This is a genomic window from Microbispora sp. CA-135349 (assembly GCF_050947365.1).
Taxonomy (GTDB): domain Bacteria; phylum Actinomycetota; class Actinomycetes; order Streptosporangiales; family Streptosporangiaceae; genus Microbispora.
Map to the genome: position 1 here is coordinate 186,761 of NZ_CP192001.1, position 15,652 is coordinate 202,412.

17 protein-coding genes are annotated in these 15,652 nt (G+C 72.6%); 6 read left to right on the forward strand and 11 right to left on the reverse strand.

Annotated features, from left to right (window positions below; translation table 11 throughout):
* Positions 1-53: 53 nt before the first annotated feature.
* From ACQPZZ_RS00900 to ACQPZZ_RS00935, 8 genes are all read right to left on the reverse strand, one after another.
* Positions 54-617 (reverse strand): dihydrofolate reductase family protein, encoded by a 564-nt coding sequence (locus ACQPZZ_RS00900; protein WP_432928010.1) that lies wholly within the window; start codon positions 615-617, stop codon positions 54-56.
* A gap of 156 nt (positions 618-773) precedes the next feature.
* The gene (locus ACQPZZ_RS00905; protein WP_432928012.1) at positions 774-1,253 is read right to left on the reverse strand and encodes a hypothetical protein; all 480 of its coding nucleotides are present in this window, start codon (positions 1,251-1,253) and stop codon (positions 774-776) included.
* A 308-nt stretch (positions 1,254-1,561) separates the two neighbouring features.
* Positions 1,562-2,464 carry an SMP-30/gluconolactonase/LRE family protein gene (locus ACQPZZ_RS00910; protein ID WP_432928014.1) on the reverse strand — a complete coding sequence of 301 codons (903 nt, stop codon included), beginning with the start codon at positions 2,462-2,464 and terminating at the stop codon, positions 1,562-1,564.
* Positions 2,461-3,405: a sugar kinase gene (locus tag ACQPZZ_RS00915; protein WP_432928016.1), complete on the reverse strand. Its 945-nt coding sequence runs from the start codon at positions 3,403-3,405 to the stop codon at positions 2,461-2,463. The genes ACQPZZ_RS00910 and ACQPZZ_RS00915 overlap by 4 nt, the downstream gene beginning before the upstream one ends.
* On the reverse strand, positions 3,402-4,034 hold the full coding sequence (locus tag ACQPZZ_RS00920) for a bifunctional 4-hydroxy-2-oxoglutarate aldolase/2-dehydro-3-deoxy-phosphogluconate aldolase (RefSeq protein ID WP_432928018.1): 633 nt from the start codon (positions 4,032-4,034) through the stop codon (positions 3,402-3,404). Before ACQPZZ_RS00920 ends, ACQPZZ_RS00915 begins: the two co-directional genes overlap by 4 nt.
* A 5-nt stretch (positions 4,035-4,039) precedes the next feature.
* Positions 4,040-5,185, reverse strand: a complete 1,146-nt coding sequence (gene dgoD / locus ACQPZZ_RS00925) for a galactonate dehydratase (protein WP_432928020.1) — start codon at positions 5,183-5,185, stop codon at positions 4,040-4,042.
* Entirely contained in the window at positions 5,182-5,886 is a 705-nt protein-coding gene (locus ACQPZZ_RS00930) for a FadR/GntR family transcriptional regulator (protein WP_432928023.1), read from the reverse strand. The genes dgoD and ACQPZZ_RS00930 overlap by 4 nt, the downstream gene beginning before the upstream one ends.
* An 18-nt stretch (positions 5,887-5,904) precedes the next feature.
* Positions 5,905-6,669: an SDR family NAD(P)-dependent oxidoreductase gene (locus ACQPZZ_RS00935; RefSeq protein ID WP_432928024.1), complete on the reverse strand. Its 765-nt coding sequence runs from the start codon at positions 6,667-6,669 to the stop codon at positions 5,905-5,907.
* 162 nt (positions 6,670-6,831) lie between these two features.
* Here ACQPZZ_RS00935 and ACQPZZ_RS00940 point away from each other — a divergent pair, with 162 nt between their 5' ends.
* The 6 genes from ACQPZZ_RS00940 to ACQPZZ_RS00965 all read left to right on the forward strand — a co-directional run bounded on the left by ACQPZZ_RS00940 (position 6,832) and on the right by ACQPZZ_RS00965 (position 13,345).
* On the forward strand, positions 6,832-7,821 hold the full coding sequence (locus tag ACQPZZ_RS00940; protein ID WP_432928026.1) for a substrate-binding domain-containing protein: 990 nt from the start codon (positions 6,832-6,834) through the stop codon (positions 7,819-7,821).
* Between the two features lie 61 nt (positions 7,822-7,882).
* Positions 7,883-9,376: a sugar ABC transporter ATP-binding protein gene (locus ACQPZZ_RS00945; RefSeq protein WP_432928028.1), complete on the forward strand. Its 1,494-nt coding sequence runs from the start codon at positions 7,883-7,885 to the stop codon at positions 9,374-9,376.
* An 8-nt stretch (positions 9,377-9,384) separates the two neighbouring features.
* Positions 9,385-10,398 carry an ABC transporter permease gene (locus ACQPZZ_RS00950; RefSeq protein ID WP_432928030.1) on the forward strand — a complete coding sequence of 338 codons (1,014 nt, stop codon included), beginning with the start codon at positions 9,385-9,387 and terminating at the stop codon, positions 10,396-10,398.
* Complete coding sequence (locus tag ACQPZZ_RS00955) at positions 10,395-11,462, forward strand: zinc-dependent alcohol dehydrogenase family protein (protein WP_432928032.1); 1,068 nt, start codon at positions 10,395-10,397, stop codon at positions 11,460-11,462. The genes ACQPZZ_RS00950 and ACQPZZ_RS00955 overlap by 4 nt, the downstream gene beginning before the upstream one ends.
* Positions 11,459-12,436: a DUF4380 domain-containing protein gene (locus ACQPZZ_RS00960; RefSeq protein WP_432928034.1), complete on the forward strand. Its 978-nt coding sequence runs from the start codon at positions 11,459-11,461 to the stop codon at positions 12,434-12,436. Before ACQPZZ_RS00955 ends, ACQPZZ_RS00960 begins: the two co-directional genes overlap by 4 nt.
* Positions 12,437-12,484: 48 nt before the next feature.
* Positions 12,485-13,345 carry a DUF72 domain-containing protein gene (locus ACQPZZ_RS00965; protein WP_432928036.1) on the forward strand — a complete coding sequence of 287 codons (861 nt, stop codon included), beginning with the start codon at positions 12,485-12,487 and terminating at the stop codon, positions 13,343-13,345.
* A gap of 1 nt (position 13,346) precedes the next feature.
* Here the strand turns inward: ACQPZZ_RS00965 and ACQPZZ_RS00970 are convergent, their stop codons facing one another.
* The 3 genes from ACQPZZ_RS00970 to ACQPZZ_RS00980 form a co-directional block, all read right to left on the reverse strand.
* Entirely contained in the window at positions 13,347-14,513 is a 1,167-nt protein-coding gene (locus ACQPZZ_RS00970; RefSeq protein WP_432928038.1) for a methyltransferase, read from the reverse strand.
* A 75-nt stretch (positions 14,514-14,588) separates the two neighbouring features.
* Positions 14,589-15,299: a hypothetical protein gene (locus ACQPZZ_RS00975; protein ID WP_432928040.1), complete on the reverse strand. Its 711-nt coding sequence runs from the start codon at positions 15,297-15,299 to the stop codon at positions 14,589-14,591.
* Positions 15,296-15,634: a PadR family transcriptional regulator gene (locus ACQPZZ_RS00980; protein ID WP_193201864.1), complete on the reverse strand. Its 339-nt coding sequence runs from the start codon at positions 15,632-15,634 to the stop codon at positions 15,296-15,298. The genes ACQPZZ_RS00975 and ACQPZZ_RS00980 overlap by 4 nt, the downstream gene beginning before the upstream one ends.
* Between the last annotated feature and the right edge of the window lie 18 nt (positions 15,635-15,652).

A 15,652-nucleotide genomic window follows, 5' to 3' on the forward strand; every position in this document is an offset into this window, starting at 1 on the left:
CCGGATACTACCCACGCTCCGGCCCGGCGGCGGGGCGACGTCGGCCGCGACGATCACTTCTCCGCGGGCTCGAGAGCGACGGGCTGGTAGGCGAGGGACAGCACGCCGGTCGAGAAGGTCTGCGAGGACGTGAGCTTCATCGGGATCTCCAGGCCGTCCTCGAACAGGCGCTGGCCCTTGCCGACCACGAGGGGATGGACCAGCAGCCGGAGCTCGTCCAGCAGGTTGTGCCGCAGCAGGGAGCGCACGAGGTTCGTGCTGCCGCTGATGCCGATGGTCCTGCCCGGCTGCTGCTTGAGCTTGGTGATCTCCTCGGCGAAGTCGCCGTTGACGAGCGTGGAGTTCTGCCACTCGACCGTGTCGAGGGTCGATGAGACGACGTACTTGCGGATGTCGTTGATGAAGCCGGCGAAGGGGTCGTCCGCGTCGGTCTTGCCCGGCCAGTAGGCCGCCCAGGCCTCGTACGTGACCCGGCCCATCATCATCGCGTCGGACTCCGTCATCAGCGCGCCGACGGCCGCGCCCATCTCGTCGCTGAAGTACGGGAAGTGCCACTGGTCGGGCGACTCGACGACACCGTCGAGGGACATGAAGAAGCTGGCGACGATCCTGCGCATTTGGGTCTCCTCTGTCTCGCGTTCGCGTGACTCAAGATTCGCAGCCGAATAGATCGATTGTCAAGACAATTTTTTTTGTCGGTCCTCCACGGCTTGGTCCGGGCAGGTGGCACAGCCTTTCCGGTTACCGCCCCACCTGGTGAGACGGTCGCGCGGTCAGACGAACGTGAGCGTCATCGCGTCGGTGTGTCCCGACCAGTTCAAGGTCAGGCGCCAGCAGCCCGCCTTGGGCAGGTCGACCGACGAGGGGCCGGCGCCTCCCGTGATCTCGCGGGTCACCGAGGTCGCCGTCCCGTCGAGGCGCGCCTCGATCGTCAGCGGCCGCATCGGCTGCTGCGGCAGCCGCGAGACCCACAGGATCTTGGTGCCGTCGTCGGGACCGGACGACGCCTTCGGCGGATACTCGAACAGCACGGCGAGTATGTCGCCGCGCTCGCCGAACACGTGCGGGACTCCCGAGCCGTCGTCGCTGAAGCCCCTTCGCGCCCAGGTCGGCAGCGCGTCCCTGCTGACGGTGGACACGCACGAGCCGGACGGCCGCCCGGCGTCCCGGGGCTCGGGCGCCTGGCCGCCGGCCGAGCATCCGGCTGCCGCGACGAGTGCGCCGAGGACAGAAAGACCACGTCTGATCACCACACCGACCTCCTCATGGAGGGAGCCCGCGGTCCGTCCCGGCCCGCGTGCGGGACGACGGCGGGAGCCCTCATCGGGAACGACGCGGCGGCTCCCGGCCTGCGAACGTCGTCCGCACCGGCGGCAGGGGTCTGCCCGACCGGCTCCGCGTCCACGTCCGGGACCGCCGCGATGTCGTTCTCCATACGGCCGGGGGCCGCGCGAGGTTCCATCCGGCGGCGCATCCGCGTCCGCGACGACGAGCGGCGCGGCTGCCGGCCCGGTACAAGCCGTTCACGCGACCGGCGGCACCCGCCGGCCCGCCGCCCGAATCAGCGAGCCGGGGACGTGGGGTAGCGGGACAGGACGGCGGCGGCCGCCGGCGGGGCGGTCACCCCCGCGTCGCAGGTCCACAACGCGCCGTCGGCCGGGGCCGGGTCGTCGAGGCCGTACCGCGCCGAGGTCACCAGCAGCCGTGTCCCGTCCTGACCGCCGATCGCCACGGACGACGGTTGCCGGCACGGCAGGCGCACCACGCGGTCGATCTCGCCGTACGGACTGACGCGCAGGACACGGGACTCGCCCCAGACCGCCGTCCAGAGGAAGCCTTCGTCGTCCACCGTCATGCCGTCCGGGCTCGCGCCGTCCAGACGGATGAGCGGTTCCGGGGCGCCGAGCGCTCCGGTGCGCGAGTCCAGGGGATAGGCGCTGACGACGCCGCGTGCGCTGTCCGCGAGATACAGCCTGGTGCCGTCCGGGGAGAACGCGGGCCCGTTGGCGACGGTCACTCCGGTCAGGGCGGTGACCACGGTGCCGTCGGGATCGACCCGGTAGAGGCTGCCCGCCCCCGGCGTGCCGTCGTAGGCCATGCTGCCGGCCCAGAAGCGGCCCACCGGATCGACCGCGCCGTCGTTCATCCGGCAGCGCACGCTCTTGCCCGCCTCGGGACGCGCCAGCCAGTCGGCCGTGCCGTCAGGGCCGAGGACGGCGACGCCCTCGCCGACGGCCGCGATCCAGTGCCCGGGGCGGTCCCTGAGCGGGGCGACCGCGCCCAGCGGTTCTCCGCCGGTGCGCAGCAGCGGCGTCAGGGACGCGCCGGGTCCCTCGGAGACCTCGTACAACGCGCCATCGAGGATGTCCACGACGACCCACCGGTCTCCGAGCCAGCGCGCGCCCTCGCCGAGCTCGAGACCGGCCTGGACCAGCATCCGCGCGCTGTCCGCGAAAGCCGTCATCGCAGCGTCTCCCCTTCAGGCAGGGCCAGCGCGGGCAGCTCCGCCCGGGTGGGCAGGCCCTCCCAGTCCCCGGCGCAGGCCACGCTGGCGGCGCCGAGCAGGGTCGCCCGTCCGAGCCGGCCGTACGCGTCGAGCCCGTCGAGCCGCCCGGACAGGTATCCGGCGGTGAACGCGTCGCCCGCGCCGACGACGTCCACGACGGGCACCGCGCGAGCGGGGACGTCGAACGAGGTCCGCGCGTCGTGGTAGCTCGCGCCCGCCGCGCCGCGTTTGACGACGACCTCCTCGACACCGGCGTCCAGCAGGGCCGTCACGCGGTCGCGTTCGCCGTCGCCGTCCGCCACGAGGTCCAGCTCGTCGTCGGACGCGATCAGCACCGTGACGTACGGCAGCAGCGGGCGCAGCGCCCGCACGGCGGCCTCCCGGGTCCACAGCAGCGAACGGTGGTTGACGTCGAGGCTCACCCAGGCGCCCGACCGGTGCGCCTGCTCGGCGGCGGCGGCGACGGCCTCCAGCGGCGCGGGTCCCAGCGCCGGCGTGATGCCCGTGAGGTGCAGGCCCGCCTGACCCGCCTCGACGGCGGGGCGCACCTCGTCCCACGACAGCGTCGAGGCGGCCGAGTCCCTGCGGTAGTAGTGCACGCGGGCCCGGGCCCCGGCCGCCACGTCCCGGAGCAGCAGGCCGGTCGGGGCGTCCGCGCGCCGCACGACGTGGTCGGTCAGCACGCCCTCGGCCCGCAGCGTGCGCAGGACCAGCTCGCCCGGCTCGTCGTTCCCGAGGGCGCCGGCCCAGCGGGCGCAGTGTCCGAGGCGGGACAGGGCGATCGCGACGTTGGCCTCCGCACCGGCGACGGACACCCGCGAGTCGCCGCCGAGGCGCAGCGGTCCTGCGCAGCGGACCGTGACCATCGCCTCGCCGACCGTCAGGACGTCCGCCCTCACGGAGCGCCCACCAGGTCGAGCGCCTTCCTGACCCGGCGGCGCAGGCCGTCCGGGTCGCCACCCCGCGGGGCGTCGCCGAGCAGCGGCGAGCCGAGGCCGACCGCGACGGCGCCGGCCTCCAGATAGGCGTGCACGCTGTCGAGGCCGACGCCGCCGACCGGGACGAACGGCACGGCGGGGAACGGGTCGCGCAGCGCGCGCAGGTAGGAGGCCCCTCCCGCGGAGGCGGGGAAGAGCTTGACGGCGGCGGCGCCCCGCGCGGTCGCGGCGATGACCTCGGTGGGGGTCAGCGCCCCGGCGAGCACGGGCAGTCCGAGGCGCAGCGCCTCGTCCACTCCTTCGCCCAGGCCGGGCGTGACGACGAACGTCGCGCCCGCGTCCCGGGCCGCGACGGCGTCCCGCGCGGTCAGCACGGTCCCGGCGCCGAGGTGCACGCCCGCACCCAGGGTGGAGGCCGCCTTCCGGATGACCGACAGCGCGTCGGCGCCGCTGAGCGAGACCTCCATCAGGGTCACGCCCTCCTCGGCGAGGACGTCGATGCTGCGCAGCGCCGCCGCCGGGTCGTCGCCGCGGACGATGGCCAGGAGGCGCCTGGTCGTGAGGAGGTCGAGCAGATCGTGTGGTTGCACGCCGGTCACCATTCTGCGAAGGAGTGGTCGGGGTAACGCCAGATCGGAGAGCGCCAGGTGTGGCCCCGCTTGTCGGCCTCGCGCACCGCGGCCTCGTCGACCACGATGCCCAGCCCGGGCCCGGTCGGCCGGGAGATCCGGCCGTCGGTGAAGGCGAAGACGGACGGATCGACCAGGTAGTCCAGCAGTTCGTTGCCGTCGTTGTAGTGGATGCCGATGCTCTGTTCCTGGATGAGGAAGTTGGGGGTCGCGAACGCCACCTGGAGGCTGGAGGCCAGGGAGATCGGTCCCAGCGGGCAGTGGGGAGCGAGCAGGGCGCCGAACACCTCGGCCTGGGCGGCGATGCGGCGGACCTCCGAGATGCCGCCGGCGTGGGACAGGTCGGGCTGGGCCACGGCGACGCCCGCCTGGAACGCCGGCAGGAAGTCCCAGCGGGAGTAGAGCCGCTCGCCCAGGGCGATGGGGATGTTGGACGCCTCCACGAGACTGCGCACCTGGGGCATCGACTCCGGCACGACCGGTTCCTCGACGAACAGGGGCGTGAGCGGTGCGAGCAGCGGCAGCAGCCGCCGGGCGTTCGCATAGGACACCCGGCCGTGGAAGTCGACCGCGACGTCGCGGCCCGGGCCGAGCACCTCGCGCACCGCCGCGACGCGGCCGATGACCTCGTCGATCTCACCCGGGCCCGCGATGGGGGACATGCGGCCGCTGGCGTTCATCTTCACCGCGGTGAAGCCCGCCTCCACCTGACGCCGGGCCTCCTCCTCGATCTCGCCGGGCTCGTCGCCGCCGATCCAGGCGTACGCGCGGACGTGGTCGCGTACGGGACCGCCGAGCAGTTCGTGGACGGGGACGCCGCGCGCCTTGCCGGCGATGTCCCACAGGGCCTGGTCGAGGCCGGCGACGGCGCTGGCGAGCACGGGTCCGCCGCGGTAGAAGCCGCCCTTGGTCATGACCTGCCAGTGGTCCTCGATGCGCAGCGGATCGGTGCCGACGAGCAGCTCGGCGATCTCGCCGACCGCGGCCCTGACCGAGCCGGCCCGTCCCTCGACGACCGGCTCGCCCCAGCCGACGTGTCCCTCGTCGGTCTCCACCCGGCAGAACAGCCACCTGGGCGGAACCAGGAACGTTTCGATGCGCGTGATTTTCACCGGTCTCCCTGGAGACGGGCCGCGCGGTCGGCGTCGGCCATGGACTTGTCGAGGAGCGCGAGCGCGCGGGTTCTGGCGGTTTCGCCGTCCCCCGCCCGGATGGCGTCGAGCAGGGCCCGGTGGCTCGGCACCGGGTCGTCGGCGGTGACGACGTCGTGGACGATGCGGTCCCGTTCCGCGAGCACGGACTCGATGACGACCTCCATGCGGACCAGGAGCTCGTTGCCCGTCGCGGCCAGGACGGCGCGGTGGAAACGCAGGTCGGCGGAGGCCGCCTCGGCCGGGGTCAGGGCCGCGGTCATGTCGTCCAGGGCCGCCTCGAGTTCGGCGAGGTCGGCGTCGGTGCGCCGGTCGGCGGCCAGCGCGGCGGCGGCCGGTTCGAACATCTGCCGCACCTCGCCGAGCTGCCCGAGCATCTCGCCGCCCCGGTTCTCGAACTCCCAGCTGATCACGTCGGGATCGAGCAGGTTCCACTCACTGCGGGGGCGTACCACCGTGCCCCGCTTCTGCCGCGAGTCGACCAGGCCCTTGCCGGCCAGCACCTTCAGCGCTTCGCGCACCACGGTGCGGGACACCTGCAGCTCGGCCTCCAGCTCGACCAGGTCGATGCGCCCGTTCTCGGCGAACTGCCCGGTGACGAGGCGGCGGCCGATGATCTCGACGACCTGGCCGTGGATGCCACGCCCTTTGTAGGTGCTCATGCTCTCCGGTCATCCCTCTCAGGAGGAGTTCTTCGTCGCGCTCCAGCCGCCGTCGACGACGAGGGTGGTGGCGGTGATGTAGGACGCCTCGTCCGAGAGCAGGAAGGCGATCGCCGCGGCGACCTCGGCGGGCTCGCCGAACCGTTTGGCGGTCGTGGCCTCCACGCTCAGGCGCCGGTCGTCCTCCGCCACACGGTCCCACGCGGGGGACATGATCGGCCCGGGCAGCACGGTGTTGACGCGTACACCGGGGCCGTAGTCCACGGCGAGCTGGCGGCCGAGACCCACCAGCGCCGCCTTCGTCGCGGCGTACGCCGGGTGGCCGGGGAGGCCGACGAGGGCGTGCACCGACGAGACGAGGACGACCGCCCCCGACGTCGCGTTCAGATCCTCGTGTAGCGTGCGAAAGGCCAGGTAGGAGGCGGTGAGGTTCACTTCCAGCTGGCGGTTCCACGATGCCGCGCCCAGGTCGTGGACGGGTCTGACGTCCACGACGTAGGCGTTGCTGACGAGGTGCCGCACCGGGCCGTACTCCCGGTGGGCGACGCGGCGGAGTTCCCCCCACGCGCTCTCGTCGCTGACGTCCATGCGCACGAATCTTGCCGTGCCGCCCGCCTCGACGACAGCCGCGGCGACGTCTTCCCCTTCCGGGGAGATGTCGCACAGCAGGACGGGCATGCCCGTCGCGCCGAGACGCCTGGCGGTGGCCGCGCCGATGCCGGAGGCGGCGCCGGTCACGACCGCGCAGCATCCGGCCTCCGTGGAAGGTCCGGGGAGGTTCACGCCGCCACTCTACGATAAGTGTTTTTTTATGACAATTTATTGACAGGCACGTTACGTCCGCCGCATCATCTGGAACGTGGCGCAGCGCGCCCTACCGGTGGCGTCGCCAACCGAAGACAGACTCATGGGAGGCCGTTCGTGGCATCAGTTCGACTCACGGCGATGCGGAGCATCGCCCTGCTGGCCGTCGGCGCCGTGCTCGCCGCCTGCGGTCAGTCCGCCGGGTCCGGCGGCGCCTCGGGAGCGAAGGAGCAGCTGCGCGTCGGGGTGATCTACCTGGACTCGCAGGGCTTCTACGCCGGAGTGAAGAAGGGCATCGAGACCGCCGCCGCCCAGGACTCGCAGCTCAAGCTGCTGGGCAACAACGCGCAGGGCGACGCGGCCAAGGAGTCCTCGTTCATGTCGACCCTGGTCGCCTCCAACGTGGACGCGATCATCACCTCGGCCGTCTCCGCCACGGCGTCCACCCCGGCGATCGCGGCGGCGAGCAAGGCCGGGATCCCGGTCGTCTGCTACAACACCTGCATCAACGACGCGGACGCCAAGAAGTACGTCTGGGGCTACGTCCTGTCCGACCCGTACGTCTTCGGCAAGAAGCTGGGTGAGCAGGCCGGCACGTACTTCACCTCCCAGAAGATCGACAAGCCGAAGATCGCGATTCTGAACTGCGACTTCGTGGAGGTCTGCAAGGAGCGCAAGCGCGGCTTCAAGGACGGCCTGGCCGAGTCGGTGCCGGGCGCCCAGTACGTCGCCGACCAGGAGGGCGCGGTCGTCGACAAGGCCACCCCGGTCGCCGAGAACATCATCACCGCCAACCCCGAGCTCGACGCGTTCTACGCCGTCGCGGGCGGCGGCACCCTGGCCGGTATCAAGGCCGTCACCACGCGCTCCCGCGTCGGCAGGACCGTCGTGTTCGGCAGCGACATGACCGTCGACATCGCCAAGGCCCTGGTCGACGGCAGCATCCTCAAGGCGGAGATCGACGTCCCCGCGCAGACCGTGGGCAAGCTGGCCTACGAGGCCGCACGCAAGGCGTCGAGCGGCGCCAAGAACGACTCGTTCGTCATCCCGGTGGACCCGGTCCTCTACACCGCCGACGACAAGGCCACGAACGAGAAGTGGCTGACCGAGCACGCCGACGGAATCCCGTAAGCCGCCCCCCTGTCAGAGGCGCAGTCCCCTGTCCCCACCGAAGGCTCCCAGGAAGGCTCACATGTCGAACACCGACGTCGTCGCGGAGGTGCGTGCGGGCACCAAGCGCTACCCCGGCGTCACCGCTCTCAGCGACGTCGACTTCGCGGTGCGGCGCGGCGAGGTCCGCGCGCTGCTGGGCAAGAACGGCGCAGGCAAGTCCACCCTGATCAAGGTCCTGTCCGGTGCCGAGCACCTCGACTCCGGTGAGGCGCTCGTACGCGGCAAGCCGCTGGCGGGGCTCGGGACGCGGGACGTCGCCGCCCTGGGGGTCGCGACCGTCTACCAGGAGCTGAGCCTGGTGCCGGAGATGACGGTCGCGGAGAACCTGTTCCTCGGAGCCTGGCCACGCTCCCGCGGCGGGCTCGACCTGCGCAGGATGCGCGCCGACGCGAAGGCGGCGATGGCGCGCATCGGCGTGGACATCGCCGTCGACAGCCCGGTCGGCTCGCTGGGCGCCGCCGGGCAGCAGCTCGTGGAGATCGCCCGCGCCGTCAGCCAGAAGCCGACCCTGCTCATCCTCGACGAGCCGACCAGTTCCCTGGCCGCGGCCGAGGTGCGGCAGGTGATCGATGTCGTACGGACCGTCGCGGAGCAGGGCGTGGCGGTCATCTACGTCAGCCACCGGATGGACGAGATCCGGCAGGTGGCCGACACCGCCACGGTCGTCCGCGACGGCAGGATCGTGGAGACGCTGCCGGTGCGCACGGCCTCGACCCACGAGATCGTCGCGATGATGCTCGGCACGGCGCCCGAGACCGTGGCGGCCAGGGCCCGCCGCCCGAGCGCACAGCCGCCGGTGCTGTCGGCGCGCGGCCTGGTCAGCGACCGGCTGAACGGCCTGGACATCGACGTGCGTCCCGGCGAGATCCTGGGCATCGCCGGGGTGCTCGGCTCGGGCCGCACCGAGACGCTGCGCGCCCTGGTGGGGCTCGACCGCCCGGCCTCCGGCGAGATCCGCCTGCGCGGCGAGGCCGTACGGCCCGGCGCGTTCGCCGCGATGCTCCGCAGGGGGCTCGGCATGACGCCGGAGAACCGGCGGCGCGAGGGGATCGTGCCGCTGATGGGCGTCGACGAGAACATCGTCATCAGCGACCTGCGCAGGGTGAGCAGGTCGGGCGTGCTCGACCGCCGGGCGATACGGAAGGCGGCCCGGGCGCTCATCGACCGCCTGGCGATCAAGACGGCCCGTCCGGGGACGCCGATCGGCACGCTCAGCGGCGGCAACCAGCAGAAGGCCGTGCTCGCCCGGTGGCTGCACGCGGGAAGCGACGTGCTGCTGCTCGACGAGCCCACCCGCGGCGTGGACGTGGAGGCCAAACGCCAGATCTACGACCAGATGCGCCGGCTGGCCGACGACGGGCGCGCGGTGGTCTTCGTGTCCAGCGAGGTGGAGGAGCTGGCCGACGTCTGCGATCGGATCGTCGTCCTGCGCGGCGGGCGTGCCGTGGCCGAGCTGAGCGGCGACGAGATCGAGCTCAACAGGGTCATGGCCCTGGCGATTGCCGAGGAGTGAGGGAGAACATGAGCACGACCACGCCCACTGGCCCGCCCGTGGCCAAGGCGGACGCCCGGGGCGGGCGGCTGGGACGCAACACGCAACGGCTGAACGAGATCGGGCTCATCGGGGCCATCGTGGTGCTGTTCGTGGTGCTCTCCGCCACGGCGCCGGGCTTCCTGTCCGTGACGAATCAGCTGGCCATCCTGCGCGACGCGGCGACGATCGGCGTCGTGGCGTGGGCGATGACCCTCGTCATCGTGGCTGGCGAGATCGACATCAGCATCGGCCCGGCCGTGGCGTTCTCCTCGGTCCTGCTGGCCAAGGCCAGCGGGGAGTGGCACATCCCGTTCGCCCTCGCCGTGCTGGTCTGCCTCGCGGTGGGCCTGCTGCTCGGGGCCGGGGCAGGCTTCCTGCGCGCCCGCTGGGGCATCCCGTCGTTCGTGGCCACGCTGGGCCTGTGGAGCGCCTTGCGCGGACTGGCGCAGTACATGACGGACGGCCTGCCGGTCCCGCTGGAGGCCAACGGGTTCCTCGACGTCCTGTCCGGGAGCATCCTCGGTATCCCCACGCCCGCGATCATCATGGCGGTCCTGTTCGTGGTGTTCCTCTTCGTGGCCAACCGCACGGCGTACGGCCGCTCGGTCTTCGCGGTCGGCGGCAACGCCGAGGCGGCCCGTCTCGCGGGAATCAACGTCTCCAGGATCCGGGTGATCCTGTTCGCCACGACCGGCCTGCTCGCCGCGGTCAGCGGCCTGCTGCTGGCCGCGCGCCTCGGGTCCGGAAACGGCGGCGCGTCGGTCGGCCTCGAGTTCGACGTGATCGCCGCGGTCGTGATCGGCGGCACCTCTCTCGCCGGCGGCAAGGGCTCCCTGCTCGGCACCCTGCTGGGCGTCGCCTTCATCACCATCATCGGCAACGGCCTCGTGCTGCTCGGGGTCAACGCCTTCTTCCAGGACGTGGTCCGCGGCGTCATCATCGTCGGCGCCGTGCTGATCAACGTGATGCTCTCCCAGCGGAACGGAGCCCGTAGCTCATGACCACCATGAAAGGCGTCTTCCTGCCCGGCGACTTCACCGCCGTGCTCCGCGACGTCGAGGTGCCCACGCCAGGTCCGGGCCAACTGCTCGTACGGGTGGGCGCCTCCGGCATCTGCGGTAGCGACCTGTCCTACATCTACCGCGGGCACAAGACGCACGTCGGCCAGGAGGGCGCGGCGTACAAGGGGGTCGTCGCCGGGCACGAGCCCAGCGGCCAGGTCGTGGAGACCGGTCCTGGCTGCCGGCGTTTCGGGGTGGGCGACCGCGTGATCGTCTACCACATCTCCGGCTGCGGGCGCTGCTCCAACTGCCGCCGCGGCCACATGATCAGTTGCTCCGACCCCGAGCGCAGGTCGGCGTACGGCTGGCAGCGCGACGGCGGGCACGCCGAGTACATCCTGGTCGAGGAGAGCACGGCCGTGCCGCTGCCGGACGAGCTGTCCTACGTGGACGGCGCCCTGATCGCCTGTGGGTTCGGCACGGCGTACGAGGGGCTGCTGCGCACCGGGGTCGGCGGGCGCGACGACCTGCTGGTGGTCGGCCTCGGGCCGGTCGGGCTGGCCGCCGCCATGATCGCCCGCGGTCTTGGCGCGACCCGGGTGCTCGGCGTGGAGCGCTCGCCCGAGCGCGCCGCGCACGCCCGGTCGCTCGGCCTGTTCGACGACGTCCTGATCGCCGACGACGGGGTCGCCGAGGCCCTGGACGAGGCCACCGGGGGACGCGGCTGCTCGGTGACGATGGATTGCTCGGGCTCGGCCGCGGGCCGCAGCGTCGCGATCCGGGGCGCGGCCGAGTGGGGTCGCGTCTCCCTGGTGGGCGAGGGCGGCCGGCTGGAGACCGAGGTCTCCGACCTGCTGCTGCACCGCCAGCTCACCCTGTACGCCTCCTGGGTCACCTCGTTGCAGGCCATGGAGGAGCTGGCCTTTCGCCTGGTGCGGTGGGGCGCGAGCCCGGAGCGGCTGGTGACCGACGTGCTGCCGCTGGAGAAGGCCGACGAGGCGTACCGCCTGGCCGACTCGGGGCGGACCGGCAAGGTCTGCCTGGTCCCCACGCAGAGCCGATGACGAGCCCGGAGCCGATGACGAACCACGAGAACGAGCCGCTGATCCGGCTTGCCGCGCCCTGGGGGGAGGCGGTCGTCCTGCCGGGCCGCGGCGGGCGCGTCATCTCGCTGCGCGCCGCGGGCCGGGAGTGGCTGTGGCGCAACCCCGACCTGCTCGACGCGTCGCTCGGGCTCACCCTCGCAGCGCGGCGGCTGCCCGCCCCCACAGGGTTCGCGAGCTGGGCGAACTGGGGCGGAGACAAGACCTGGCCCGCCCCGCAGGGATGGTCGTCGGCGCAGGAGTGGGCGGGGCCGCCCGACCCGGTGCTCGACGCCGGCGCCTACACCGTGCTGGAGCACGACGACCTGCGCGTACGGATGCGCAGCGGCGACGACCCGCGCACCGGCCTGGCCGTCACCCGCACGGTCACGATGTCGGCCGGCGAGCCCGTCCTCGTGGTCGACAGCGAGCTGGAGAACGTCACCGACCATCCGGTGCGGTGGGCGGCCTGGACGGTGACCCAGTTCGCGACCGAGTCGTTCCGCGATGATGACGACCCTCGATGCGGGGTGTGGGTCGGGCTGACCGAGCGGCACCGGGCGCCGGTGACGTTGTTCGCCCCCGACGACGCGCCGGTCCTGGAGCGGGTCTCCCCCTCGGCGGGCCGGGTGCCGGTGCGCGACGTGGTCGGCAAGATCGGCATCGGCGGCACGGCCGGGTGGCTCGCCGTGGTGGCGCCCGGTGGGGCGACGCTGACGCAGCGGTTCGACGTGCGGCCGGGCGCGCCCTACCCCGACGAAGGCTCGGAGATCGCCGTCTGGATGCAGTACCCCAAGGAGGAGGAGCTGGAGGGGCTGGAGGGCCTGCGTCCCACCGCCCGGCTGGTCGAGGCCGAGACCATGTCGCCTTTGACCTCGCTCGCGCCCGGCGAGGTGCTGCGCCACCGCGTCACGTGGTCGGTGACGGACGTGCCGCCGCCCGTCGCCGGGGAGTGATCCGGGGAGTGAGCCGGGGAGTGATCCGAACCGGATAGCGTCGGGGCCATGCGGCTTCATGTGGGATGCGCGATGTGGACGCACGCGCCGTGGCAGGGGCGTCTCCTGCCGCATCCGCTTCCTCCCGGAGAGCGGCTGCGGGCCTACGCGAGCTGGTGCAACGCGGTCGAGGGCAACACGACGTTCTACGCGACGCCCTCGCGGAGCACGGCCGAGTCCTGGGCGCGGCAGACCGGCCCCGGCTTCCGCTTCGTGGTCAAGCTGCCCAGGCCGATCACGCACGAGCGGCGCCTCATCGGGGCGGACGAGGAGCTCCGCGCGTTCCTCGACGCGATCGAGCCGCTGGGCCCGCGTGCCCACGCGTTGTGGATCCAGCTTCCGGGCTCGTTCGGCCCGGCGGACGTCGGCGCGCTCGCGGGTTTCCTCGGCCGCCTTCCCGGGTCGTTCCGATACGCCGTGGAGGTCCGGCACCGCGCGTTCTTCGAGGACCCCCGGGCCGTACGGCTCCTGGAGAGGGTGCTGACCGGGGCGGACGCCGAGTGGATCCCGTTCGACACGACCGTCCTGTTCCGCAGCCCGCCGACCAGCGACGCCGAACGGGACGCCTGGTCGAAGAAGCCGCGGGTGCCGCTGCGGACCACGGCTCTCACCGACCGCCCGATCGTCCGCTACATCGGCCGCGACGACCCGGACCGTACGGCCGAGGGCTGGCGGCACTGGGTGGACGAGGTCGCGGGGTGGCTGCGTGAAGGGCGCTCGCCGACGGTGTTCGTCCACACCCCCGACAACGCCGACGCGCTGACGCTCGCCCGCCGGTTCCACGACGACGTTCGCGCCGTGGTGCCCGGCGTGGAGCCGCTGCCCGAGCCCATGCCGAACGCGCCGGAGGAGCCGCTGACCCTGTTCTGAGTCAGCGCTTCACGGCCCGCAGCACGACGAACTTCGGGTCGCTCGCGACGACCTCGCAGTTGCCGAACAGCCGTCGCAGCTTCACGTGGTAGCCGAGGTGGCGGTTGCCGACCACCCACAGCTCGCCGCCCCGGCGCAGCGCGGCACGCGAGCCGTTGAACATCCGCCATGCGGTGGCGTCGGTCCTGCCCCGGTGCGTGTGGAACGGCGGGTTGTTCAGGACCAGGTCCGCCGTGCCCGGCGGGAAGCCCGACAGGCCGTCGGCCGCGACGAACCGGGCGGTGGCGCCCGCCGGGGCGTTCGCCAGGAACGTCGCCTCCGCCGAGGCCAGCGCCTGGTACGACTCGTCGATGAACGTCACCTCGGTCTCGTCGCCCGCCAGCGCGGCGGCGAGCCCGATCACTCCGTTGCCGCAGCCGAGGTCGACCACGTGCCCGGAGTCCGTACGCGCGGGCAGGCTGCGCAGCAGCAGCCGGGTGCCGGCGTCGAGGCGCTCCGCCGAGAAGACACCGGCGTGGTTGACGACGGTCAGGCCGGAGACCACCCCGGCGTCGGCGGGCAGGGTGTGGCCGCGCGGCCACGGATCGGCCTCTCGCGGCAGGCCGGGGTCCGGCGAGCAGAAGATCAGTCGCGCCTTCTTCACGGCCAGCGAGGTCCTGGTGGGCCCGACAAGGCGTTCGAACAGCTTCAGCGTCGAGGTGTGGATCTCGGTGACCATGCCCGCGCCGACGATCACCGTGCCCTCGTGCACGGAGGGGGCGAGGCGGTGCAGCTGGTCCTCCAGGAGGGCGAGGCTCTTGGGCACCCGGACCAGCAGCACGTCGATCCGGCCCGGTGGCGCGTCTCTGGTCGTGCGCACCCGTACGGCGCCGGCGTCGAGGCCGTTGCGCTCGAGATTGGCGAGGGTGGCCCGCTGCCCGAGGAAGGAGTCGCCGATCTGCACCGGCGGGTGGACGGGACGGCGCGCGGCGAGCGTGGTGGCGAGGGCACCCCACCGGTCGCCCAGCACGACCACGGTCCCCGACAGGTCCACCGGCCCGTCCTCGCGCTCGTCGAGGTGCCGCAGCAGATACTCGTCGGCCGCGTCCCACGCGCGCAGCGGGTCGCGGGGATCCTCGGGAAACCGGGCGAGGTCGAAGTCTCCCCGCGCCGTCGTCATACGGTCCATCGCGCCTCAGGCTATGCCGTATCAGGGGTCACGCTCGAACGGCGCCGGTCCGAGCGGAGGACCCGGCGGCGGCGCTCAGAGGCGGCGGCGGGCCGTCCAGAGCCACATCAGCGTCAGGACCGCGACCGCGACACAGACCCCGACGGTCATGCCGGCGTAGAAGTCCGCCGCGTCGCCGTCCGAGGATCCCAAAATGATCCCGGGCACGATCAGGGCGAGCAGGAGGACCGCCAGCACCAGATAGAACCGCCGGCTGAAGAAGACGTTCCGGCCGGGGGCCGCGGGCGGGGATTCGAGCTGCGCGGCCGGCCCCACGCTGGCGGCCCTGGGCCGCTTGAAGTACTCGAAGCAGATCCAGGTGCCGCAGGGCTCCCAGCCGTCGGGCGCCAGCCGCGCGACCAGCGCGCCTGCGCCGCCCGGGGGAACCAGCTCCCTGCGGTATTCCCATCGTTGCGGCCGTTCCGGGTCGCGATGGCTGACGAACCTGCCGAGGTGGTCGACCCGGTCGACCTCCCAGCCCTGGTCGCCGAGCCGGGCGAGCATCTGCCGCTCGGCGAAGACGTCGGCTGTCCACCGCCATTCCGTCGCGTCCGCCGCGTCCGCCTCGGGCCTGCGCGCCGCCAGCAGTTGCCCGGCGAAGTCATCGGCCGGGCCGAACTCCTCCTCCGGGTCGGCGCCGGTCTCCGCGACGTACGCGGCGAGGTCGGAGACCGTGGCCTCGACCTGCTCCGCGGGCACGCCGCCCGCGCGCAGCAGGGTGGAGAGCTCGTCGAAATAGCCGCTCACTTCAGTCCTCCCGAGGCCAGCACGGTGCGTACGGACTCGTCGAACGCCAGCCACAGGCGGCCCTGCTCGGCCAGTGTCTGCCTGCCCTGTTCTGTCAGCCGGTAGTAGCGCCGGCCCGGTCCTCGTTCCGTCACCCGGAACTCGGCGGACACCAGGCCCGCCTCCTCCAGCCGGTTGAGCACGGGATAGAGCGTGCCGCCCCGGATCTGGCCGAGTCCGGATCCGGCGAGCATCTTGGCGATCTCGTAGCCGTAGTTCTCGCCCTCGGTCAGGCTGGCCAGCACCAGCAGGTCGAGGACGCCCTTGAGCCAGCTCGCGCGGCGGTCGGTCGCCATTCCCTCATCCTCGCACGG

Coding starts and splice junctions, on each gene's coding strand:
- ACQPZZ_RS00930 (WP_432928023.1), bottom strand. CDS start 5,886: ATGAGCACCTACAAAGGGCGTGGCATCCACGGCCAGGTCGTCGAGATC.
- ACQPZZ_RS00940 (WP_432928026.1), top strand. CDS start 6,832: ATGCGGAGCATCGCCCTGCTGGCCGTCGGCGCCGTGCTCGCCGCCTGC.
- ACQPZZ_RS00960 (WP_432928034.1), top strand. CDS start 11,459: ATGACGAGCCCGGAGCCGATGACGAACCACGAGAACGAGCCGCTGATC.
- ACQPZZ_RS00900 (WP_432928010.1), bottom strand. CDS start 617: ATGCGCAGGATCGTCGCCAGCTTCTTCATGTCCCTCGACGGTGTCGTC.
- ACQPZZ_RS00945 (WP_432928028.1), top strand. CDS start 7,883: ATGTCGAACACCGACGTCGTCGCGGAGGTGCGTGCGGGCACCAAGCGC.
- ACQPZZ_RS00965 (WP_432928036.1), top strand. CDS start 12,485: ATGCGGCTTCATGTGGGATGCGCGATGTGGACGCACGCGCCGTGGCAG.
- ACQPZZ_RS00950 (WP_432928030.1), top strand. CDS start 9,385: ATGAGCACGACCACGCCCACTGGCCCGCCCGTGGCCAAGGCGGACGCC.
- ACQPZZ_RS00980 (WP_193201864.1), bottom strand. CDS start 15,634: ATGGCGACCGACCGCCGCGCGAGCTGGCTCAAGGGCGTCCTCGACCTG.
- ACQPZZ_RS00955 (WP_432928032.1), top strand. CDS start 10,395: ATGACCACCATGAAAGGCGTCTTCCTGCCCGGCGACTTCACCGCCGTG.
- ACQPZZ_RS00910 (WP_432928014.1), bottom strand. CDS start 2,464: ATGACGGCTTTCGCGGACAGCGCGCGGATGCTGGTCCAGGCCGGTCTC.
- ACQPZZ_RS00970 (WP_432928038.1), bottom strand. CDS start 14,513: ATGGACCGTATGACGACGGCGCGGGGAGACTTCGACCTCGCCCGGTTT.